The sequence below is a fragment of the Micromonospora sp. SL4-19 genome, assembly GCF_047921475.1.
In the GTDB taxonomy this organism is placed as follows: Bacteria; Actinomycetota; Actinomycetes; order Mycobacteriales; family Micromonosporaceae; genus Micromonospora.
Genome location: NZ_JBLROB010000045.1, coordinates 17,324 through 38,293, shown reverse-complemented (window position 1 = coordinate 38,293; position 20,970 = coordinate 17,324). Strand labels below are relative to the sequence as shown.

The window sequence follows — 20,970 nt, the reverse complement described above, 5'->3', positions numbered from 1 at the left end:
CCGGTTTTGCGAGCCCCGCAGTCGCGAACGAAGGTGGCGCTGTGAGCGCGCGGATTCCCTGGCCGCGTGACGGCCACGCTCCGGCCCCGTACGTGCTGGCCGTGGTCGGCACCGACGTGCACCGGTTCGACCGGCTGGTCGACTGGCTGGAGCGGTGGCACGCCGGCCGCCCCCGGGTCCGCGTCGTCCTCCAGTACGGTCACAGCCGCACCCCCCGCCTGCCGGAGGCCGCCCCGTTCCTCGGTCACGAGGAGCTTCAGCGGGCGATGGCCGAGGCGACGCTGGTGGTGAGCCACGGCGGACCGGCCACCATCACCGAGGCCCGCCGCAACGGCCACCTGCCGATCGTGGTGCCCCGGGACCCGGCCCACGACGAGCACGTCGACAACCACCAGCAGCTCTTCTCCCGGCGGCTCGGCGTGGCCGGCATGGTCCGGCTCTGCGAGTCCGAGACCGACCTGGTCACCGCGCTCGACGCAGGGTTGGCCGACCCGTCCCGCTTCGCGCTGGCCGCCGACCCGAACCGGCCCGACCCGCGGGCCGAGGCGGTGGCCCGGGTGGGCCAGGTGATCGACGACCTGGTGGCCCGCCGGGTACGCCAGCGTGCCGGAGGGCGGCGGTGACGGGCAACAACCCACGCGTCCTCTTCGTCGGCGGCCTCGGCCGCAGCGGATCCACGCTGCTCGAGCTGCTCCTCGCGCAGAGCGCGGACGTGTGCGCCGTCGGTGAGGTGGTCCACCTCTGGGAGCGGGCGCTCGGCGCCGACGAGCGGTGCGGCTGCGGGGAACGCTTCAGCGCCTGCCCGTTCTGGCTGCAGGTGGGCGACCACGCCTTCGGCGGCTGGTCCACCGTCGACCGGGACGAGGTGCTGGCGCTGAAGGATCGGGTCGACCGCACCCGGCACATCCCCCGGCTGGCGAAGAGTGCCCTCTCCGAGGCGCAGCTCGCCGACGTCCGGCGGTACGCCGACCTGTACACCCGGATCTACCGGGCGGCCCTTGCGGTCGCCGGCGCCCGGGTGGTGGTCGACTCCAGCAAGCACGCCTCGCTCGCCTTCGCGCTGCGCTGGGCCGAAGGGCTCGACCTGCGGGTGCTGCACCTGGTCCGGGACAGCCGGGCGGTGGCGTACTCCTGGGGCAAGCAGGTACGCCGGCCCGAGGTGGTCGACGGCGAGGACTTCATGCCCACCTTCTCCCCGTTCGAGGTCAGCAAGCTGTGGACCGCGCAGAACGCCGCGTTCCACCTGCTCGCTGCCCGGGCGGAGGTGTTCCGGCTGCGCTACGAGGACTTCACCGCCGATCCGGCCGGCACCGTACGCCGGCTCCGCGAGTTCGCCGGGCTGCCGGACGACCCGGAGGCGCTGCGCATCCTCACCGACCCGTCCAGCTCGGCGGGTCCGGCGGCGCGCCCCGACCCGGAGCCGTCGCCGGCTTCCCCGGCCCGGGTGCACAGCGTCGCCGGCAACCCGCTCCGGTTCAGCGACGGTCCGCTGACCATCCGGCGGGACGAGGCGTGGCGTACCCGCCTGCCCCGCCGCAGCCGGGCCGTGGTCAGCCTGGCCACGCTGCCCTTCCGAGTCCGCTACGGCTACCTGGGCCAGCGGGGATCTGATTCCGTGGAGGCGTCTTGAGTGGTCCGAGCATCTCCGTCGTCGTAGCGACGCGGGACCGTCCGGAGCTGCTGCGCGCGGCGCTGGACGCGATCCTCAGCCAGGCGCACCCGGGCCTGATCGAGGCCATCGTGGTATACGACCAGTCCGAGCCGGACCGGTCCCTCGAGCTGGACCGGGGCGACCGGCGGGTCCGGGTCATCACCAACACCCGTACCCCCGGACTGGCCGGGGCACGCAACACCGGTATCGAGGCGGCTGTCGGCGAGCTGGTCGCGTTCTGCGACGACGACGACGAGTGGCTGCCCGGCAAGCTCGCCGCGCAGCTCGGCGCGCTCGACATCCACCCGGACGGCGCACTGGTCAGCTGCGGCATCCGGGTCAGCTACGACGACCGGACGGTGGACCGCTCGTTGGACCGGTCCCGGGTGTCGCTGGAGGCGTTGCTCCGCGACCGGCTCACCGAGCTGCACCCGTCCACGTTCCTGATCCGCCGGGCGGCGCTGCTCGACGCGATCGGGCTGGTCGACGAGCAGATCCCGGGCAGCTACGCGGAGGACTACGAGTTCCTGCTCCGGGCTGCCCGGTACGCCCCGCTGGTCAACGTGGACAGCCCGTACGTGCTGGTCCGCTGGCACAAGCGGTCGTACTTCGCGCAGCGGTGGGAGACCATCTCGACCGCTTTGCAGTGGCTGCTGCGGCGGTACCCCGAGTTCGCCACCGTGCCGCACGGCGAGGCCCGGGTGGCCGGTCAGATCGCGTTCGCGCAGGCCGCCATGGGTAACCGGCGCGACGCGGTCCGCTGGGCCCGGCGCACCCTGGCCCGCAACCCGCGGGAGCCGCGCGCCTACCTGGCGCTCGCCGTCGCGAGCCGGGCCGTGCAGGCCGACCGGGTGCTGCGCACGCTGCACAAGCGCGGCCGGGGCATCTGACGCACAAGCGAACACGGGCGGGCGACCAGTCGGTCGCCCGCCCGTGCCGTGCCAGCCGTGGTCAGGCCACGCAGAACGACCGCCACGCCTGGATGCTCGGCTGGTCCAGCAACCGGAAGTCACCCTGGCTGACGACGTTGTTCCAGTACGCCACGAACTCCGGCCGCTGCCCGTTGAGGTAGCTGCTCATCGAGCGGATCCATTCGGCCCGCTCGGTGCCGGAGTCGCCGGGCACCAGGTCGCTCCCGGTCTCGGCCACGCCCCAGGGTTTGCCCAGCTCCCGGGACTTGCTGATCATGCGGCCGAAGACCTCCTGCGGGGGCGCGTACCGCTTCCACCTGACGCCCCAGTTGTAGCAGTCCCAGCCGAGCGTCTCGACGACGTCGCTGCCGGGGTAGAAGTCGTCGAAGTTTCGCCCGGACTTCGGGTCGAGCGTCCAGCACATCAGGATGAGCGTGTTGATGAGCTTCGGATTGTCGGCCCGGTTGGCCAGGCCGGCGATGCGGCGCCACGCGGCCTTGAAGTCCGCAGCGGTGTAGGCGCCCCGCTCCACGTCGTCCTCCGGCTCGTGGAAGTACGACCAGTAGACGTTGTGGTCGCGCGGAATCGAGGCGAACCAGGAGGCCAGCCGGGAATCGTACTTGCCGGCGTTGATGTCCTGCGGTGCGGCCTTGAAGGAGACGACCACGGTCCGGTCGACGATGTCGGACCGGCTGCCCTTCCAGGCCGGCGGCAGCCCGGGATAGAAGATCCGGGCCATCCGGAGCCGCCCGAAGGTGCGGTCGGACCGGTCCAGCGCCTGGCGGAACGTCTCCCCACCCTGGGGGTCGACCGACGCGCCGGGCAACGTCAGCCGCGTCCCCCGGAAGCCCTGGGCGGAGGCGGAGGCCGACGGCGACTCGGACGGACGACCGCCGAGCCCCTCGGCGGCGCTCGGGGTGGCGGCACCGGAGACGGGCGCGCCGGTCGGGGCCCCGCTCTGCGGCGGCTGGGCCTGCGGCGATGCGCCGCCGGGCCGGTCGCTGGAGTCCGGGCGCAGCGTCGCCACCGCGACCCCGCCGCTCGCTACCGCCAGCACGACCGCCGCTGCGACGGCCAGCCGCCAGCGCCGGCGGGAACCGCCGGACATCGCCGGGGCCGGCCCCGACGACGGCGGCAGCGGCTGGTCAGGGTCGAGGTCGGCCGGGACCGGACCGGCCTCCGGCCACGGCAGCGGGGAACGGACCTCGTGGGGTGGCGCCGGCGGCGCGTCTTCCGGCCAGGGCAGGACGGGTGCGGCCTGCTGGTGCGGGATGTCCTGGCCCGGCCAGCGGCTCGTCGGCTGCCCGAAGGCGTTCTGCTGGTCTCGCTCGGCCGGCATGACCCTCCCTGGCTGGCGGTCCGTCTCGGGGCAGAGGCCGGACGTTGTCCGCCGACACTATCCTCCGGTCGCCCGGGCCGCGCGCACCCCAACACTCAGCCGAACGCCCCACACCTGCTGCCGCCGACGGTCGAAGCCGCGGTGACCGGCGCGGCACCGTCCCATTTCTACTGGCCGACGCGTGGACGTACAGCTCGTGCACCACCGGTCGGTACGGCCAGCTTCGGACGCCGGATGGTGGGCGGCCTGCGAGCCCGTTTTCGGATTGCCGCCGGCCCGAATGGACGGATCGGCCGCCCGCATGTTGAACTTCGCGTGTATGCCGGTCGGACCGGCCGGACCAGGCCCTAGGCTCGTGCGCATGACCGCCGAGCAGTTGATCTCCTTTGCCCGTGGCGCTCCCTCGCTGGACATCGTCGATGTCGAGGGGCTCAAGGCCGCCGCCGTCCGCGCCTTCGACGCCGATCCCGCCGGGATCACGGCGTACGGCACCTCCGTCGGCTACCCGCCCCTTCGGAAGTGGATCGCGGAGAAGCACGGCGTCGAGACCGACCAGGTGATGATCACCAACGGTTCGCTCCAGGCCGACGCCTTCCTCTTCGACCACCTGGTCCGCCGGGGCGACGCGGTGGTGGTCGAGCGCCCGACGTACGACCGGACCCTGCTCAACCTTCAGCAGATGGGCGGCGAGATCCACGGCGTGACGATCCAGCCGGACGGTCTGGACACCGCCGAGCTGCGCAAGCTGCTGGAGTCGGGGGTCCGGCCGCGACTGGCCCACGTCATCCCGAACTACCAGAACCCGGCCGGCGTGACCCTGTCCCTGGAGAAGCGCCGGGAGCTGCTCGACCTCGCCGCCGAGTACGGTTTCACGATCTTCGAGGACGACCCGTACGCGGACATCCGGTTCCGGGGCGAGCCGCTGCCCTCGATGCTGTCGATGGACACCCGGGGCGTGGTGGTGCACGCCTCCAGCTTCACCAAGACGGTCTGCCCGGGCGTCCGGGTCGGCTATCTGGTCGGCCCGGCCGAGCTGATCGCCGCGATCGCCAAGAAGGCGACCAGCCTCTACATCTCGCCCGGCATGGTCTCCGAGGCGATCGTGCACCAGTTCTGCGTCTCCGGGGACATCGAGCGGTCGATCAACACCGTGCGCTCCGCCCTCGGCGAGCGGGCCGGAGTGCTCGCCGAGTCGCTGCGCCGGCACATCCCCGAGGCCCGGTTCGTGGAGCCCGACGGTGGCTACTTCCTCTGGGTGGAGCTGCCGGAGGACGTCGAGGTCGACCGGCTCGCCCCGGCGGCTGCGGAGCGCGGCGTCGCGGTGGTCAAGGGCAGCGACTTCCTGCTCGACGGCGGCCGGCACGCGCTCCGGCTGGCGTTCTCCGCGGTGACCGCGGATCGGATCGACGAGGGCGTCCGGCGGTTGGCCGAGGCGATGGCCGCCGTTCGGTCCTGATTTTCTGTCGGGTTTCCGACAATATGGCGTCGCTGGCCGGTTCAGCTCTCCCGCTGGGCCGGCCGGAGGCTCAGAATGCTGCGAGCGCCGTTCACCTTTCCCGGTGACGGGTCCGCCTCTCGGGGAGTCGCGCCGCGCCCCCGTCCGGACCGCCCGGCGCGCACAGCACAACTCCCGCCCCCAATGGGTGCCGGGTGGGCCGTGTCGCCCCTCACCCCCCTGACGCGGCCCGGCCCGCCCGGCGCCACCCCACCGTTACGCCGGGTGACGCTCGTCGCAGCCGGACCGCCCGTGCGGCGCTCGCCCGCGCTGCGGTTCGTCCCGATCGGCGTAACCTGCAAACCGCAGCATCGTGGAGAGGGGGCGAGATGACGGACCGGGTGGCACGCGACCGCAACGTCGAGCAGAACGGCGGCCGCGCGCTCAGGCCACGCGCCTGGGCGGCACCGGTACGCGCCATGTCCCGCATCCTCAACGTCGACGGCTCCCCGCGCACACCGGAGCCGACCGGCCCCGGCCGCAGCGGGGTCGTCGACTGCGGCCTGTACGTCGACGGTGAGCGCCAGCCCGGCGAGTGGCACTACGCCGACGCCCTGGCGGCCGCCCAGCGGCAGCGCGACGCCTTCGTCTGGCTCGGCCTGCACGAGCCGGAACTGGACGAGATGACCGCGATCGCCGACACCTTCGGCCTGCACGAACTGGCCGTGGAGGACGCGGTCAAGGCCGAGCAGCGCCCCAAGCTGGAGCGCTTCGGCGAGGTGGCCTTCCTGGTGCTGCGTACCGCCCGCTACTGCGAGCACGCCGAGCTGACCGAGAACTCCGAGGTGGTGGAGACCGGCCAGGTGATGCTCTTCATCGGGCCGAACTTCCTGATCAGCGTCCGGCACGGGGACGCCTGCCGGCTGGCACCGGTCCGGGCCGACCTGGAGGCGAAGCGCGACCTGCTGGGGCACGGCCCGTGGGCGGTCGCGTACGCGATCACCGACCGGGTGGTGGACCTCTACCTGGAGGTCGCCGACCGCCTGGAGGACGACCTCGACGTGCTGGAGGCCGACGTCTTCGACCGGCAGGGCTCCGGGCGGATCCAGCGGATCTATCAGATGAAGCGGGAGCTGGTCGAGTTCAAGCGGGCGGTGACGCCGCTGCAGCGCCCGCTGCTCACCCTCACCTCGCAGGTCAACCGGGAGGTGCCGCACGAGGTCCGGCGCTACTTCCGGGACGTGCAGGACCACCTCAGCCGGACCGTCGAGCAGGTCAACTCGTACGACGATCTGCTCAACTCGATCCTCCAGGCGCGGCTGGCCCAGGTGACCGTCGACCAGAACGACGACATGCGCAAGATCGCCGCTTGGGCCGCCATCGGTGCGGTGTGGACCGCGATCGCCGGCATCTACGGCATGAACTTCCACAACATGCCCGAGCTGGACTGGACGTACGGCTATCCGGGCGTGGTGGCGGTCATGCTCTGCATCTCGCTGGGCCTCTACCGGTGGTTCCGCCGTAACGGGTGGCTGTAGCTCGTCCCACCGGCTCCCGTACCCGGAAACGGGAGCGCCGGCCGCGGGGCGTACCCCACGCGCCGGCGCTTTCCGTGTCCGCCGGGTCAGCGGCGACCGCTGGCCTTGGCGGTGTTCTTCCCGTTGTTCACCGCCTTGGTGACATTCTCGGCCGGACGACCGGAGGTGTTCCGAGCGCCCTCGGCGGCCGAAGCGGCCTGGTCGTTCGGCTGGATCACCGGCTGGCTCGCGGACATGGCGGTGGCGGCGCTGCCGCCCCCGGCCGTCGCCGAGCCGCCGCCGCCGGTCGGGCCCGCCTGGGTCACCTTCGCGCTCGGGTCCGGGGTCTCCACCACGATGGTGTCGACCTCCTCGCGCATCGGCTCCAGCCTGCCCGGGTCGTACTCGGCCCAGTCCAGCTGCTCCCGGCGACGCCGGAGGGCCATCGCACCGGCCAGCCCGGCGACGGTGCCGGCGGCCAGTAGGCCGGTCATCATGCCCCGCGACGTCTTCTGCTTCTTCTTCCTGGCGGCCTTGAGGTTCCTGGCCTTCGCCTTCCTGGTCGCCGCGGCCTGCTTCGCGGCAGCGGCCTTCCGGCCGGCCGCCGCCTTGCCCGTGGCCTCGACCTGGGCGTTGCGCATGGCCACGACCAGCGGCGCGAGCGCCGCCGCCGTCGAGGCGACGCCGCTCGACGCCCGTTCGCGGATCACGATCGCGGTGGGCGCGGCGGCCACCCGGGCTGCCTGAAGCCGCGGGCCGACCCTGGCGCCGGCACCCTTCGCCGCGTGCGTCGCGGCCTGCCTCAGGTGACCGATGCCCTGGCTCAGCTCCGCCTTCGCGAGCTGCCCCCGGGTCCTACGCCGCCCGATTCCAAACACAGTCCCACCTCCTGGGAGTCGTTCCTTAGTCATCCTCCACCTTCGGATGCCTTCGCATGGCCAGATCGGGCACATGGGAGGATCCGCATGGAACTGACCGACAAGTGAGGAGTACCCGTGGCCGAGGCTGTCTACGCCACCTTGCACACCAACGCCGGCCCGATCCGGCTGGAGCTCTTCCCGAACCACGCGCCGAAGACCGTCCGCAACTTCGTGGAGCTGGCCGAGGGCACCAAGGAGTACATCGATCCGCGCACCGGCCAGCCGGGCAGCGGGCCGTACTACGACGGCACCATCTCGCACCGCGTGATCAGCGGGTTCATGATCCAGATGGGCGACCCGACCGGCACCGGTCGCGGCGGGCCGGGCTTCAAGTTCGCCGACGAGTTCCACCCGGACCTGCGCTTCGACCGGCCGTACCTGCTGGCGATGGCGAACGCCGGGCCGGGCACCAACGGCTCGCAGTTCTTCATCACGGTGTCGCAGACGCCGCACCTGAACAACCGGCACACCATCTTCGGTCAGGTGGCCGACGAGCAGTCGGCGAAGGTCGTGGACTCGATCGCGAACACCCCGACCGGCCCGAGCGACCGGCCGCTGCAGGACGTGGTCATCGAGCGCGTCCAGATCGAGCGCAAGTCGGCCTGAGCGCCGTGCGGGTACCTTTGCTCGCATGACTGAGCGCTCCGGGCACGCAGGTGACGCCACCGGCGGGCCGGTGCCGACCACTCCGGTCTGCTACCGGCACCCCGGTCGGGAGACTTACATCCGCTGCACCCGCTGTGACCGGCCGATCTGCCCGGAGTGCATGCGGGAGGCCTCCGTCGGGCACCAGTGCCCGGAGTGCGTCAACGAGGGACGCCGCAGCGTGCGGCCGGCGCGTACCGCCTTCGGTGGCGGTGCCGCCGGCCGCGAGGGCTACGTCACCAAGATCCTGATCGCCCTGAACGTGCTGGTGATGCTCCTCTCCCTCGCCTCAGTCCGGAATGTGGGCGCGGTGCTGCTCAGCGGCTCCACGCCGCTGACCGACTGGGGGTCCGTGCTCGGCCTGGCCCGCTTCTCCGACGGCACCGTCGGCGGGGTCGCCGATGGGCAGTGGTACCGCCTGGTCACCGCGATGTTCCTGCACTACGGCCTGCCGCACCTGCTGCTCAACATGTGGGGGCTCTGGGTGCTGGGCCGGACCCTGGAGGCGGTGCTCGGGCCGCTGCGCTTCCTCGCGCTCTACCTGATCGCCGGATTCGGCGGCAACGTCGCGGTCTACCTGTTCAGCGCGCCGAATCAGCCCTCGGCCGGCGCGTCGACCGCCATCTTCGGCCTGTTCGCCGCGATCTTCGTGATCATGCGCCGGCTCGGCCGGGACACCTCGGCCATCGTGCCGATCCTGGTGATCAACCTGATCTTCACCTTCACCGTGCCGCACATCTCCATCGCCGGCCACCTGGGCGGCCTGTTCACCGGCGCGCTGATGGCGCTGGTGCTGGCGTACGCGCCGCGGATGCGGCGGACTGCGTTCCAGGCGGCGGGCGGGGCGATCCTGCTGGTCGCGCTTCTCGGGCTGGTCCTCGTCCGCACCGCGATGCTGACCGGCTGACCCGACACTCGCCGCAGGCGGCGCCGGCCGGACCGCGCCACCCGCCCCGGAGGGCAGGGTGGCCGTCAGCCCGCGGCGGCCCGCGCGGCGTGCAGCGCCTCGGCGACCTCCTCCGGCGGCGCGTCCAGGTCGTACCGGCCGAACAGGTGCAGCGACTCGCCGGCGTCGATCTCCAGCGTCTCGGCGGTCAGCCCCCGTCGAGTACGCCGCTCCACCCGGATGGCCTCCACGGCCGGCCAGGGCAGCCGCCGCCGGCCGGCGAAGCCGTGGATCACCGTGATCCCCTGCGGGTCCACCGCGAGCCGGACCGGCGCGACCAGGTCGCGCAGTGCCCAGCCGGCCAGCGCGGCGGCGGCGAGCGCGGCGAGCCCGAGTTGGACCCGGTCGCCGCCGGCGAAGAGCAGTCCCAGCGCGACCAGGACGAGCGCCCCGACCAGCTTGGCCGCCGGCAGGGCCGGCGGCACCCGCCACTGCCGGGCCGGGGGTGACTGTGGATTCACCGGACCAGCATGCCAGCCGGTCCGGCCTCCGGCGGGACGGCGGGGCAACGGGGGAGGACGACCGGCCGGATCAGCACGTAGGATCGGGGCAGGCCCAAGTTACCGGGGAGTAGACATGAGTGACGCGGTCATCGTCGGTGCGGTGCGGACCCCGGTCGGGCGGCGCAAGGGCAGTCTCGCCGGCGTGCATCCGGTCGACCTCTCGGCGCACGTGCTGCGCGCCCTCGCCCAGCGGACCGGAATCGACCCCGGCCAGGTCGACGACGTGGTCTGGGGCTGCGTCTCCCAGGTCGGCGAGCAGTCGTGGAACGTCGCGCGCAACGCCGTCCTCGCCGCGGGCTGGCCCGAGTCGGTCCCCGGCACCACCCTCGACCGGCAGTGCGGGTCGAGTCAGCAGGCGCTGCACTTCGCCGCCGCCACCGTCGTGTCCGGCCAGGCCGACCTGGTGGTCGCCGGTGGCGTGGAGTCGATGACCCGGGTGCCGATGGGCGCCAGCGTGTCCGGCGGGATGCCGTTCAGCGCGGCGATCCTGGAGCGCTACCGGGGCGTCGAGGGCGTCGCCGAGGACAGTCCGCTCCCGTTCAACCAGGGCGTCGGCGCCGAGCTGATCGCCCGACGGTGGCGCTTCTCCCGCACCCAGCTCGACGAGTTCGCGCTGGCCAGCCACGAGAAGGCGGCCGCCGCGCAGGACGCCGGCGCGTTCGACCCGGAGCTGGCCCCGGTGGCGCTGGCCGACGGCGGCAAGTTCGCCGCCGACGAGGGCATCCGTCGGGACACCTCGCTGGCCAAGCTCGGCGAGCTGGTCACCCCGTTCCAGGCCGACGGCGTGGTCACCGCCGGGTCGGCGTCGCAGATCTCCGACGGGGCGGCGGCGCTGGCCGTCACCACCAGCGAGTGGGCCAGCCGGCACGGCCTGCGACCGCTGGCCCGGGTGCACACCGCCGTGGTCGCCGCCGACGACCCGGTCACCATGCTCACCGCACCCATCCCGGCCACTGCGAAGGCGCTGCGCCGCGCGGGGCTGGGCATCGAGGAGATCGGGGTGTACGAGGTGAACGAGGCGTTCGCCCCGGTGCCGCTGGCCTGGCTGGCGGAGACCGAGGCGGACCCGGAGCGGCTCAACCCACGAGGTGGGGCGATCGCGCTCGGCCATCCGCTCGGCGCGTCCGGCGCCCGGATCATGACCACGATGCTTCAGCACATGCGGGACAACGGGATCCGCTACGGCCTCCAGACCATGTGCGAGGGCGGCGGCATGGCCAACGCCACCATCGTCGAGCTGCTCTGAGGTCGGACAGCGGGTGCGACTTGCCGGGGTGGAAGTTCCAGAAATCGGGAGTGACCCATATCACCCTTCTCACATGCTCGTTGCATCTTGCATGGACGTGTTCTCGCGAACGTTCCTTCCGGCCGCCGCCGAGACCGGCCTGGCGACCCAGACCGTCAGCCGGCACATGCCGATTTTCCGCCGGTGCGTCGGCACCGGCGACGCCACGATCCTGGTCACCCGATGCAGCCGCCCGGAACACCCGATCGGCGGCGAGTACCTGATGCTCCTCACCCACCGGCGCCTGGTGGTGACCCAGCAGACCCGGCTGCTGCACCGGCTGCGCCTGCACCTCAACACCGAGCTGCGCGAGCTGAGCAACGTCACGTGGAGCCCCGACCCCCGGTCGCACAGCGTCGAGCTGGCGGCCACCGCGATCGACGGGGTACGCGAACGGTTCCTCATCCGTACCCACCACCCGAAACAGGTGTGGCAGCTCGACGCCCTGCTCAACCACGCCTTCCGGACCCGGCTCCGGACGCCCGCGGAGCGGCTGGTCGCCACCATCGGCGAGCCGCCGGTCGGCGCCCGGCCGGCCGCGTTCCGCCCCGCGCCGGTGCGCTGACCGCGTCCTTACCGAACTCGAACATTCCCCAGCCGTCTCCGACGGCCACGGGTCGGCAATCATGGGCCGGTGACCGCCGACACCGCCCAGCGCGGGCTCGTCCTCGTCGTGGAGGACGAGCCGGCCATCGCCGATCTGGTCCGGTTGTACCTGGCCCGGGACGGGTTCGGCGTACACGTGGAACGGGATGGCGACGCCGGGCTCGCCGCCGCGCGGCGGCTGCGCCCGGTGGCCTGCGTGCTCGACATCGCGCTGCCCGGCCTCGCCGGGACCGAGATCTGCCGGCGGCTTCGCGAGGCCGGCGATTGGACCCCGGTCATCTTCCTGACCGCCCGGGACGACGAGGTCGACCGGATCGTCGGCCTGGAACTGGGCGCGGACGACTACGTGACCAAGCCGTTCAGCCCCCGCGAACTGGTCGCCCGGCTCCGGGCGGTGTTGCGCCGCGCCGCCGGCACGCCCGCAGGGGCCGAGCAGCCCCGGGTGGTCGGCGCGGTCACCCTCGACCCGGCCCGCCGGACGGTCACCGCCGCCGGCGCCCCCGTCCAGCTCACCTCCACCGAGTTCGACCTGCTCGCCCACCTGATGGCCCGGCCCGGCCGGGTCTTCACCAGGGAGGAGCTGCTGGCCGGCGTCTGGGGGTACGCCGCACACGCCGGCACCCGGACCGTGGACGTGCACGTGGCGCAGGTCCGGGCCAAGCTGGGCCCGGTCAGCGTGATCCGGACCCACCGCGGCGTCGGGTACGCGGCCGATGCCTGAGCCCGCCGTCCCGCAGCCGGTACGCCCCCACCAACCGACCGTCGCGCTGCCGGTGATCACTCCCCGGGCGGCGGCCGCGCCACCGCGCCGGCCGCTCGGCCGTACCCTGACCGCCCGCGCGGTGCTGGTCACCTGCGCGGTGGCGCTGGTGTCAGTGCTGGTCACCGCGCTGGTCGCGGTCCCCCTGGCGGTACGCGGCGCCGAGCGGCGCGACCAGGAGGCGTTGGCCGCCCAGGCCCGGCTCGCCGCCGACGTGCTCCGCGTCCGCGCGGTACGCCAGCGGGACAGCGCCGGGGAGCGGCTGATCCGCCAGCTCCGCCAGCAGCAGATCGAGGTGTATCTCGTCCGTTCCGGCCAGGCGGACCGCCCCGGGCTGCCCCGGCAGGTGGTGACCCGGGTGTCGTCCGGCCGGGACGTCTCCGGCCGGCGGCTGGTGAACGGCGAACGGGCGCTGGTCGAGGGGCGGGCGCTGCCGGGCGGCGACGGGGTGGTGCTGACCCGGGCCACCACCAGCGGCCCCTGGGGGCAGGTGCTGCGCAGCCTGTGGCTGCCGCTGTTCGCCGGCCTCGCCGCCGGGGTGGCCGCCGGGCTGCTGCTGGCCCGCCGGCTGGCCCGGCCGATCCGTACCGCGGCCACCGCCGCCGCACGGCTGCGCGCCGGGGATCGGGCGGTGCGGGTGCCGGTCGAGCCGCCGGACGAGGTGGCCGACCTGGCGTACGCGCTGAACGGACTGGCCGCCGCGCTGGCCGCCAGTGAGGGCCGGCAACGGGAGTTCCTGCTGTCGGTCTCGCACGAGCTGCGCACCCCGCTCACGGCGATCCGGGGCTACGCGGAGGCGCTCGCCGACGGGGTGATCGACTCGGACACGGTGCCGGAGACCGGCCGGACGATGCTCGCCGAGGCCGAGCACCTGGACCGGCTGGTCAGCGACCTGCTGGCGTTGGCCCGGTTGGAGGCGGCCGACTTCCCGCTGGACCCGGGCCCGGTCGACCTGACCCGGCTCGCCGCCGACGCGGAGCGGACCTGGTCCGACCGGTGTGCCGCGGTCGGGGTCCCGTTCCGGGTGGAGACGCCGGGCGGGCCGGTGCCCGCGTACACCGATCCGGGGCGGATCCGGCAGGTGGTGGACGGGCTGTTGGAGAACGCGCTGCGGGTCGTACCCCCGCAGGCACCGGTGGTGCTCGCGGTCCGGCCGGCCGGTGCGGACCCGGCCGCGGGCGGCATCGTCGAGGTCCGCGACGGCGGACCCGGCTTCACCGACGACGACCTCGCGGTGGCGTTCGAGCGCGGCGCGCTGCACCAGCGGTACCGGGGGGTGCGCAAGGTGGGCAGTGGCCTGGGGCTGGCGCTCGCCGCCGGGCTGGTCCGCCGCCTTGGCGGGGACATCACGGCCGGGCACGCGCCGGAGGGCGGCGCGGCCTTCACCGTCCGTCTGCCCGGCAATCCTTACCTGACCCGAACATCGGCCTGATGATCCGCTCGCCCGCGTGGGGGATGCTGGCGGGATCACGGACGAGAGGAACACTGATGGCACGCCAGGGAATCGTCACCGGCGTCACCGCCCTGTTCGCGACGGCCGCGCTCGGCCTCGCCGGCTGCGGCCCGGCCCAGGTCGCGCAGGACACGGCGAAGGAGACCGCGGTCGAGGTGGCCGCCGCGATGGGGACGGACGGTCAGGCGCTCGCCGCGCTGGGCTTCGACGCCGCCGATCTGGACGTCGACCCGGTCGCCGCCCCGGCCCCCTCGGCCTCTCCCGGTGAACATGCCGGCCCGGACCGGAAGGGTGACCGGGCCCAGGAGTGGCGCAAGCGGCACCGGGCCCGGGTGCTGCTGCGGAAGAACACGCTGCATGGCGAGGTCGTGGTGCAGACCAGGGACGGCGGTACGAAGACCGTCGCGGTGCAGCGCGGCGAGGTGACCGCCATCGACGCGAAGTCGATGACCGTGAAGTCCACCGACGGCTTCACGATGACGTGGACCTTCGACGAGAAGCTGCGGGTGGTCGAGCGCCGCGCCACCGTCCGGTCCGACGAGATCAAGGTCGGCACCACCGTCGGTGTCGCCGGCACCAAGGACGGCGACGGCGGGGCCGCCCGCCTGATCGTCGTCCCCCTCAAGCAGCGCTGAAGGCACCGGCCGGAGCCGCACCCATCGAGCGCGGTGGCATGCGCTGGTGACCTCGGCGGCCAGCCGGGTTACGCTAGGGCTGACTTTCCGTAGCCACCGTGGAGAACCCGTGAAGCTCTCGATCCTCATGCCGGTCTTCAACGAGGAAGAACGAATCGCGGATGCCCTCAAGCAGGCATTGGCGGTGGACTACCCGTGCGAGATCGAACTCGTCGTGGTGGACGACGGCAGCCGCGACGGCACCGCCGAGGTCCTCGGCCGCGTGGACGACGCACGGCTGCGGGTGATCACCCACCAGCGCAACGCCGGCAAGGGCGCGGCGATCAAGACCGCGGTGGACAGCGCCGAGGGTGAGTACATGGTCATCCTCGACGCCGACCTCGAATACGACCCGCAGGACATCCCGCGGCTGCTCGAGCCGGTGCTCGACGGGCGGGCGACGGTGGTCTACGGCAACCGGACCTTCGGCAGCCACAGCGCCTACAGCTTCTGGTACGTGGTGGGCAACAAGGGCGTCACGATGGCGGCCAACGTGCTGTTCAACTCGTACATCGGCGACCTGGAGACCTGCTTCAAGCTGATGCCGCTGGAGCTCTACCGCTCGCTCCAGGTCCGGTCCCGTGGCTTCGGCATGGAGGCCGAGGTCACCGGCAAGCTGCTCCGCCAGCGCATCCGCCCCTACGAGGTGCCGATCAGCTACCGCGCCCGGGGCCGCGAGGAGGGCAAGAAGATCACCTGGAAGGACGGCGTCGAGGCCATCTGGATCCTCGCCCGCGAGCGCGCCCGCCGTCGCCCGGTCAAAGCCGCCGCGCACTGACGCCCCACGGACGACGCGGGACCCCGCCGCCCCGGCCCACGCCGGAGTCGCGGGGTCCCGCCGTATCTCCGCCTCCCGCGCCCGGCGTCGCCGCTTCCGCCCGTGCCCGAACGTTGCCGTCTGCCCTCAGGCGCCGGCCGGCACCGGGGACAGAAACGCGTCGATCGAGCGACGCAGGCCGGCCGCGTCCAGGCCGTGCCAGCGGTCGTGGTCCTCGGCCGTGCCGTAGCGGCGCAGCTCCGACCGGCCGACGCCGAGGGCGAGCAGCCGGTGCGGCCGGTCGGCCAGCGCCGCGCCGACCACCCGGGCCGACGTCCCCGCCAGGTACGGCTCGACCAGGATCACCTCGGTGGCCGCGAGGGCCCGCAGCCCGGTGGTGTCGAACGGCCGGGGTCGGTGGGTGTACGCCACGGTGACCGGCAGGTCGGCGACCGCCGCGAGGGCCTGGTCCAGCAGTGGCCCGACCGCCACCAGCAGCGGCGCGCCCGGTCCGGCGTCCCGGATCATCCGCAGGTCCTCCGCGTCCGGGTACGCCTGCCCGTTGGTCTGGACGGAGAGTCGCAGGTACGCCGAGTCCCGACCGCACACGGCGTCGCGCAGCAGCCCGGGCACCTCGTCCCGGTGGCCGGGAACATGCACCGTCCAGCCGTGCAGGGTGTCGATCAGCGCGACGTCCGCCGGGCTCAGATGGGTGCGGCCCGCCGCCGCCCGGTCGTACGACGCGCCGACGCTGACCAGCACCGCCCCGACCCCCTGGTGGTCGAGATCCAGCTTGATCTGCTCGTACGCCCGCTCGACGAGGAACGGCGCATAGCTGTGCACGATCGGGCGCTGGCCGGTCAGCGCGAGCCCGCCCGCCACGCCCGTCATCAACTGCTCCCGGATACCGACGTTGATCACCCGGTCGGGGTGGCGCCGAGCGGCCGGGGCGAACGCGGCGGCGGAGATGTCGGCCAGCACGATGGTCGTCCGGGGATCGTCCAGCAGCGCACTGGCGGTGGTCACGAAGGCGTCCCGCATGGTCACTCCTTGTCGGTGACGACCGCGACGACGACGTGCGGCCGATGGTTGTCGTGCCCGGTGAAGCCGGTGTACAGGGCGTTGTGGTCGCGGCCGTCCACGGTCGCGGCGGTCCACCCGTTGACGGTGAACCGGCTCGCCGCGCCGCCCGGCCATCCGTGGCTGGCCGACCCGTTGTCCAGGACGATCGCGGTCAGGTTGCCCAGCCCGGTCGCCCCGGCGTACGCGATCGCCTCGTGGTTGGAGCCCTCGTCCAGTTCGGCGTCGCCGAGCAGCACGTACACCCGGGGGTCGACCCTGCCCTGGGCCCGCAGCCCGAGCGCGGTGCCCACGCCCAGACCGAGCCCGTGGCCGAGCGACCCGGAGCCGATCTCCACCCCGGGCACCAGCAGCCGGTCCGGGTGGTCGCCGAGGCGACTTGCCGGACCGCCCTGGTCGTCCAGCCACTCCGTCGGGATGAAGCCCTTCGCGGCGAGCAGCGCGTAGTAGCCGGCGACGGCGTGCCCCTTGGAGAGCAGGAAGCGGTCCCGGTCCGGGTCGTCCACGGTCTCCGGGGTGATCCGGAGCACCCGGTCGTAGAGCACCTGGAGCACGTCCAGCGTCGAGTACACGTTGGCGCCGAACTCGCGCCCGGCCCGTATCCGGTCGAGCAGCGCCCTCAGCACGGCGGGGTCGGTGGCGGTAGTCGTCGTCATGCGGCTAGCCTCGGACTTGAAGCGCACTTCAACTCAAGGCTCTGTGATGCACGAAGCATTGACCATCGGGCAGCTCGCCGCGCGCAGCGGGGTGGCCCCCTCCGCGTTGCGTTACTACGAGCGGCTCGGGCTGATCCGGTCCCAGCGGACCGGCGGCAACCAGCGCCGGTACGCCCGTACCGAGCTGCGCCGGGTGGCGTTCATCCGGATCTCCCAGCAGGTGGGCGTCTCGCTGGAGGAGATCCGAGAGGCGCTGGACTCCCTGCCGTCGGGGCGTACGCCCACGCCGGACGACTGGGCCGCCCTCTCCCGGTCCTGGCGGGAGCGGCTGGACGAGAAGATCCGGCTGCTCGGCAAGCTTCGCGACGACCTGGACGGCTGCATCGGCTGCGGCTGCCTGTCGTTGCAGCGCTGCACCCTCTACAACCCGGAAGATTCGCTGTCCGCCGAGGGCCCGGGTGCCCGGCTGGTGCTGCCCCGTCCCGACGCGGACCCGGCGCCGGCCTGACCGGTCACCGGACCAGCAGCACCTTGCCCAGGTGGTCGCTCGTCTCCACCAGCCGGTGCGCCTCGGCAGCCTCGGTCATCGGCACCCGGCGGTCCACGATCGGGCGGATCGTCCCCGCCTCGACCAGTGGCCACACCTGCTCGCGTACGCCCCGGACGATCTCCGCCTTCTCCGCCAGCGGGCGGGAGCGCAGCGCCGTCGCGTGGACGGAGGCCCGCTTCGCCAGCAGCACGCCCAGGTCCAGTTCGCCCTTGCGGCCGCCCTGCATGCCGATCACCACGAGCCGCCCGCCGACGGCCAGCGCCGCCACGTTCCGGGGCAGGTACGCGGCGCCCATGATGTCGAGGATGACGTCCGCGCCCCGACCGCCGGTGATCCGGCGGAGCTCTTCGACGAAGTCCTGCTCCCGGTAGTCGATGGTGTGGGCGGCGCCCAGCTCACGCAGCCGCGCGTGCTTCGCCGCCCGGGCGGTCACCACGACGGTCGCGCCGAGGGCCACGCCGAGCTGGATGGCGAAGGTGCCGATCCCGCTGCCCCCGCCATGCACCAGCAGCGTCTCGCCCTTCGTCAGCCCGGCGACGCGGACCACGTTCGACCAGACCGTGCAGGCGACCTCGGGCAGCGCCGCCGCGTCGACCACGGCCAGCCCGGCCGGCACCGGCAGCACCTGCCCGGCCGGCACGGCCACCCGCTCGGCGTACCCGCCGCCGGCCAGCAGTGCGCAGACCTCCTGCCCGACCGCCCAGGCGGTCACCTCGGGGCCGACCGCGACGACCACCCCGGAGCACTCCAACCCCGGGTATGCCGGCGCACCCGGTGGTGGCGGGTAGTGCCCCTGCCGTTGCAGCAGGTCCGCCCGGTTGACCGCGCTCGCCCGCACGTCGACGATCACCTCGCCGGGTCCGGGCTCCGGATCGGGCACCTCCGCCCAGACGAGGGCCTCGGGTCCGCCGGGTTCCGGGATCGTCATCGCGCGCATGGCCCAGTCTTACCCGATCTGCCCGTCCGTCCACGCCCGGGCCAGGATCTCGTCCACCGTCTCCTCCGGGGTCTGCGCCGAGGTGTCCAGCCAGAGCCCGATCCGGGGCGTGTCGGCCCGGAACTCGGCGTCGAAGTCGGCAACCGGCCAGTCCCCGTACCCCTGTTTGGGCCGGTCCCGCTCTCGGACGGCGACCACCTCGGCGCGGGGCGCGAGCACCACCACCGCGAGCGGCCGGTGCCGGATCCGCTCGACCATGGCCGGCAGATCGGCGCCGATCACGATGTCCTGGAGCACGACGGTGAAACCCTCGGCGGCGTACCGGTCCGCCACCGTGGCGGCCAGGTCGTAGCGGAGCCGGAGCTGCCGCCACGCCTCGTCCGAGAGCTGCGCGGTCATCGCCGCGCGCCCGTTCACCACCATCCGTCGGAACACGTCACCACGCAGGTGCACCGAGCGGGTCAGCCGGCGGGCCAGCAGGTCGGCCACAGTGGACTTGCCGGCCGCCATGATTCCGGTGATCAGCACCACCGCCGGGGTCTGCCACATCCGAGCATCCTGGCAACGAGGGCGGGAGGGCGGCTACCGGATTACGCGGCCCGTGGCAGACTAGGCACGGTCGCGTACCTCGCGGGGACGTGTCCGGGAGGGTTCGCCTAGTGGCCGATGGCGCTGGTCTTGAAAACCGGTAAGGCAGCGATGTCTTCGTGGGTTCGAATCCCACACCCTCCGCCCCTGGACGGCAAGACGCTTCCTGACCAGCCCCACGCCGGTCAGGGGGCGTCTCGCGTGTGCAGCGGCTGGCCGGTGGAGATCCATTCCGTGAGCGACCCGTCGTAAACGCGAACGTCGCTGATTCCTGCCGAGGCCAGGGAGAGCCAGACAGCCGCCGCAGAGATCGCGGCGCCGCAGTACGCAATTGCTGGCACGCCCGGCCTGATCCCGGCGGCGGCGGCCTCGGCCAGAATGGCCGATCGGGGCAGGCCCAGGCCTTCCGAGTCGAGGAGCATTCGCATCGGCAGCCTGCTCGCTCCTGGGATGAGGCGGGGGTCTTCCTCCCAGCTGGAGGCCCGGCGGCAGTCCACGATCGGCAATCCGGCTGCCACGTGGGCACGCACATCGTGCAGGCGCGCAATCGCCGGAACCGCATGCGTCAGATGCAGCGAACCCTCAGTCGGCCGCGTATTCGAGGGCGGGCCCTTCTCCACCGGCAGGCCTGCCCTCAGCCAGGCGGGCCACCCGCCGTCGAGACGGACGACCCGTTCAAAGCCGTAAGCCCGCATCAGCCACACGAGGCGGGCGGCCGTGAACTGGTAGTTGTCGTCATATGCGATCACCGTGGTGGTGTCGTCGACGCCGAGACCGAGCAGCGTCTCCGCCAGGGCAGTCGGGGGAATGGCGCGACCGACCGGCGCTGGATCGGCCATCTGGACAGCGTCGAAGCCCAGATAGACGGCACCGGGAATCCGTGCCTGGTGGTGCTGCCGTAAACCCTCCGAGCCTGCCCCCACCGGCCACCGCATGTCGATGATGCGTACGGACTGCCTGGTCATCCACTCGAACAGGTCGCCACAGGAGACGAGGTGGCTTGCCATTGGAGCATGCTAGACGGCGCTGGCCGGCCGACCAGGGCGGGCGCAAGGGTACTTGCCTGATCATGGGCAGCGGTGGATGTGCCTCGCCGCGTCCGCGCGCGTGGCGGCCTTCGGCGGGGTATGAAGAGGCGCAGGAATTCGCGCACCCGGAAGGACCGTTTCGATGACCCTGGAACGACCGATCGCCCCGGACCCGTACGAGCTGCTGCCGACGGTGCCGTCGTTCGCGCTGACCAGCGACGACGTGCACAACGGCGAGCCGATGGACACGCGGTACGCGCACGACAGCGCCGGCGGCGGGAACGTCTCCCCGCACCTGTCCTGGTCGGGCTTCCCGGACGACACCAGGAGCTTCGTGGTGACCTGCTTCGACCCGGACGCCCCCACCGGCAGCGGTTTCTGGCACTGGGTGCTGGTCAACCTGCCGGCGTCGGTGACCGAACTGCCCGGCGGGGTGAAGGAGAGCGAACTCGGCGGTGCCTTCAGCATCCGCAACGACTACGGCGAGACCGGCTACGGCGGTGCCGCCCCGCCGCCCGGCGACCGTCCGCACCGCTACGTCTTCGCCGTGCACGCGCTGGACGTGGAGCGCCTCGACGTGGGCCCCGCCGCCAGCCCGGCCTACGTCGGTTTCAACCTGGCGTTCCACACCCTGGCCCGGGCGGTCATCCGTCCGACGTACCAGATCAAGGAGTGACGGGGCGTTAGGAAGGGTCCCTTGCCGCGGTAGCAAGGGGCCCTTCCTCGCAC

General features: G+C 72.9%; 23 protein-coding genes and 1 tRNA gene. 16 read left to right on the top strand and 8 right to left on the bottom strand.

What is annotated here, in order from left to right:
* Window positions 1-41 precede the first annotated feature (41 nt).
* From ACNAVT_RS30085 to ACNAVT_RS30075, 3 genes are read left to right on the top strand one after another with little or no spacing between them, the layout of a single operon-like run.
* Window positions 42-623, top strand: coding sequence for a glycosyltransferase (locus tag ACNAVT_RS30085; RefSeq protein WP_416301179.1), 582 nt, complete (start codon window positions 42-44; stop codon window positions 621-623).
* The gene (locus ACNAVT_RS30080) at window positions 620-1,630 is read left to right on the top strand and encodes a sulfotransferase family protein (RefSeq protein WP_416301178.1); all 1,011 of its coding nucleotides are present in this window, start codon (window positions 620-622) and stop codon (window positions 1,628-1,630) included. The genes ACNAVT_RS30085 and ACNAVT_RS30080 overlap by 4 nt, the downstream gene beginning before the upstream one ends.
* Window positions 1,627-2,541 carry a glycosyltransferase family 2 protein gene (locus tag ACNAVT_RS30075; RefSeq protein WP_416301176.1) on the top strand — a complete coding sequence of 305 codons (915 nt, stop codon included), beginning with the start codon at window positions 1,627-1,629 and terminating at the stop codon, window positions 2,539-2,541. Before ACNAVT_RS30080 ends, ACNAVT_RS30075 begins: the two co-directional genes overlap by 4 nt.
* A gap of 61 nt (window positions 2,542-2,602) precedes the next feature.
* Here ACNAVT_RS30075 and ACNAVT_RS30070 read toward each other — a convergent pair whose 3' ends face one another.
* Window positions 2,603-3,901, bottom strand: coding sequence for a hypothetical protein (locus ACNAVT_RS30070; RefSeq protein ID WP_416301175.1), 1,299 nt, complete (start codon window positions 3,899-3,901; stop codon window positions 2,603-2,605).
* 361 nt (window positions 3,902-4,262) lie between these two features.
* On the opposite strand from ACNAVT_RS30070, the gene ACNAVT_RS30065 reads away from it, so the two are divergent.
* Window positions 4,263-5,357, top strand: a complete 1,095-nt coding sequence (locus ACNAVT_RS30065; RefSeq protein ID WP_416301174.1) for a PLP-dependent aminotransferase family protein — start codon at window positions 4,263-4,265, stop codon at window positions 5,355-5,357.
* A gap of 368 nt (window positions 5,358-5,725) precedes the next feature.
* Window positions 5,726-6,874: a magnesium/cobalt transporter CorA gene (gene corA / locus ACNAVT_RS30060; protein WP_416301172.1), complete on the top strand. Its 1,149-nt coding sequence runs from the start codon at window positions 5,726-5,728 to the stop codon at window positions 6,872-6,874.
* Window positions 6,875-6,960: 86 nt separating this feature from the next.
* Here the strand turns inward: corA and ACNAVT_RS30055 are convergent, their stop codons facing one another.
* Window positions 6,961-7,764: a hypothetical protein gene (locus tag ACNAVT_RS30055; protein WP_416301170.1), complete on the bottom strand. Its 804-nt coding sequence runs from the start codon at window positions 7,762-7,764 to the stop codon at window positions 6,961-6,963.
* 84 nt (window positions 7,765-7,848) lie between these two features.
* On the opposite strand from ACNAVT_RS30055, the gene ACNAVT_RS30050 reads away from it, so the two are divergent.
* Entirely contained in the window at window positions 7,849-8,379 is a 531-nt protein-coding gene (locus ACNAVT_RS30050) for a peptidylprolyl isomerase (RefSeq protein ID WP_416301168.1), read from the top strand.
* A gap of 25 nt (window positions 8,380-8,404) precedes the next feature.
* A complete protein-coding gene (locus tag ACNAVT_RS30045; protein WP_416301166.1) occupies window positions 8,405-9,325 on the top strand; it encodes a rhomboid family intramembrane serine protease in 921 nt (306 codons plus the stop codon).
* Window positions 9,326-9,390: 65 nt separating this feature from the next.
* Here ACNAVT_RS30045 and ACNAVT_RS30040 read toward each other — a convergent pair whose 3' ends face one another.
* On the bottom strand, window positions 9,391-9,825 hold the full coding sequence (locus tag ACNAVT_RS30040) for a PH domain-containing protein (RefSeq protein ID WP_416301164.1): 435 nt from the start codon (window positions 9,823-9,825) through the stop codon (window positions 9,391-9,393).
* Between the two features lie 115 nt (window positions 9,826-9,940).
* On the opposite strand from ACNAVT_RS30040, the gene ACNAVT_RS30035 reads away from it, so the two are divergent.
* From ACNAVT_RS30035 to ACNAVT_RS30010, 6 genes are all read left to right on the top strand, one after another.
* A complete protein-coding gene (locus ACNAVT_RS30035; protein WP_416301162.1) occupies window positions 9,941-11,113 on the top strand; it encodes a thiolase family protein in 1,173 nt (390 codons plus the stop codon).
* 91 nt (window positions 11,114-11,204) lie between these two features.
* The gene (locus ACNAVT_RS30030) at window positions 11,205-11,717 is read left to right on the top strand and encodes a hypothetical protein (protein WP_416301180.1); all 513 of its coding nucleotides are present in this window, start codon (window positions 11,205-11,207) and stop codon (window positions 11,715-11,717) included.
* Window positions 11,718-11,786: 69 nt separating this feature from the next.
* Window positions 11,787-12,479 (top strand): response regulator transcription factor, encoded by a 693-nt coding sequence (locus ACNAVT_RS30025; protein ID WP_416301160.1) that lies wholly within the window; start codon window positions 11,787-11,789, stop codon window positions 12,477-12,479.
* Window positions 12,472-13,950 carry a sensor histidine kinase gene (locus ACNAVT_RS30020; RefSeq protein WP_416301158.1) on the top strand — a complete coding sequence of 493 codons (1,479 nt, stop codon included), beginning with the start codon at window positions 12,472-12,474 and terminating at the stop codon, window positions 13,948-13,950. The genes ACNAVT_RS30025 and ACNAVT_RS30020 overlap by 8 nt, the downstream gene beginning before the upstream one ends.
* A 56-nt stretch (window positions 13,951-14,006) precedes the next feature.
* Complete coding sequence (locus ACNAVT_RS30015) at window positions 14,007-14,606, top strand: hypothetical protein (protein ID WP_416301157.1); 600 nt, start codon at window positions 14,007-14,009, stop codon at window positions 14,604-14,606.
* Window positions 14,607-14,715: 109 nt separating this feature from the next.
* Window positions 14,716-15,423, top strand: a complete 708-nt coding sequence (locus ACNAVT_RS30010; protein WP_416301156.1) for a glycosyltransferase family 2 protein — start codon at window positions 14,716-14,718, stop codon at window positions 15,421-15,423.
* Window positions 15,424-15,549: 126 nt separating this feature from the next.
* On the opposite strand, the gene ACNAVT_RS30005 is transcribed toward ACNAVT_RS30010, so the two are convergent.
* Entirely contained in the window at window positions 15,550-16,443 is an 894-nt protein-coding gene (locus ACNAVT_RS30005) for a transketolase family protein (protein ID WP_416301155.1), read from the bottom strand.
* A gap of 2 nt (window positions 16,444-16,445) precedes the next feature.
* Window positions 16,446-17,138, bottom strand: a complete 693-nt coding sequence (locus tag ACNAVT_RS30000; RefSeq protein ID WP_416301154.1) for a transketolase — start codon at window positions 17,136-17,138, stop codon at window positions 16,446-16,448.
* Window positions 17,139-17,184: 46 nt separating this feature from the next.
* Between ACNAVT_RS30000 and soxR the strand changes: the two genes are divergently transcribed.
* Window positions 17,185-17,646, top strand: a complete 462-nt coding sequence (gene soxR / locus ACNAVT_RS29995; RefSeq protein WP_416301153.1) for a redox-sensitive transcriptional activator SoxR — start codon at window positions 17,185-17,187, stop codon at window positions 17,644-17,646.
* Between the two features lie 4 nt (window positions 17,647-17,650).
* Here the strand turns inward: soxR and ACNAVT_RS29990 are convergent, their stop codons facing one another.
* Window positions 17,651-18,625, bottom strand: coding sequence for an NAD(P)H-quinone oxidoreductase (locus ACNAVT_RS29990; RefSeq protein WP_416301151.1), 975 nt, complete (start codon window positions 18,623-18,625; stop codon window positions 17,651-17,653).
* Window positions 18,626-18,634: 9 nt separating this feature from the next.
* Window positions 18,635-19,174: an AAA family ATPase gene (locus tag ACNAVT_RS29985; protein WP_416301150.1), complete on the bottom strand. Its 540-nt coding sequence runs from the start codon at window positions 19,172-19,174 to the stop codon at window positions 18,635-18,637.
* Between the two features lie 96 nt (window positions 19,175-19,270).
* Here ACNAVT_RS29985 and ACNAVT_RS29980 point away from each other — a divergent pair.
* Window positions 19,271-19,357: transfer RNA gene (locus ACNAVT_RS29980), tRNA-Ser, on the top strand.
* A gap of 41 nt (window positions 19,358-19,398) precedes the next feature.
* Here ACNAVT_RS29980 and ACNAVT_RS29975 read toward each other — a convergent pair.
* Window positions 19,399-20,220: a sulfurtransferase gene (locus ACNAVT_RS29975; RefSeq protein WP_416301149.1), complete on the bottom strand. Its 822-nt coding sequence runs from the start codon at window positions 20,218-20,220 to the stop codon at window positions 19,399-19,401.
* Window positions 20,221-20,383: 163 nt separating this feature from the next.
* Here ACNAVT_RS29975 and ACNAVT_RS29970 point away from each other — a divergent pair, with 163 nt between their 5' ends.
* A complete protein-coding gene (locus ACNAVT_RS29970) occupies window positions 20,384-20,917 on the top strand; it encodes a YbhB/YbcL family Raf kinase inhibitor-like protein (protein WP_416301148.1) in 534 nt (177 codons plus the stop codon).
* Window positions 20,918-20,970: the final 53 nt, after the last annotated feature.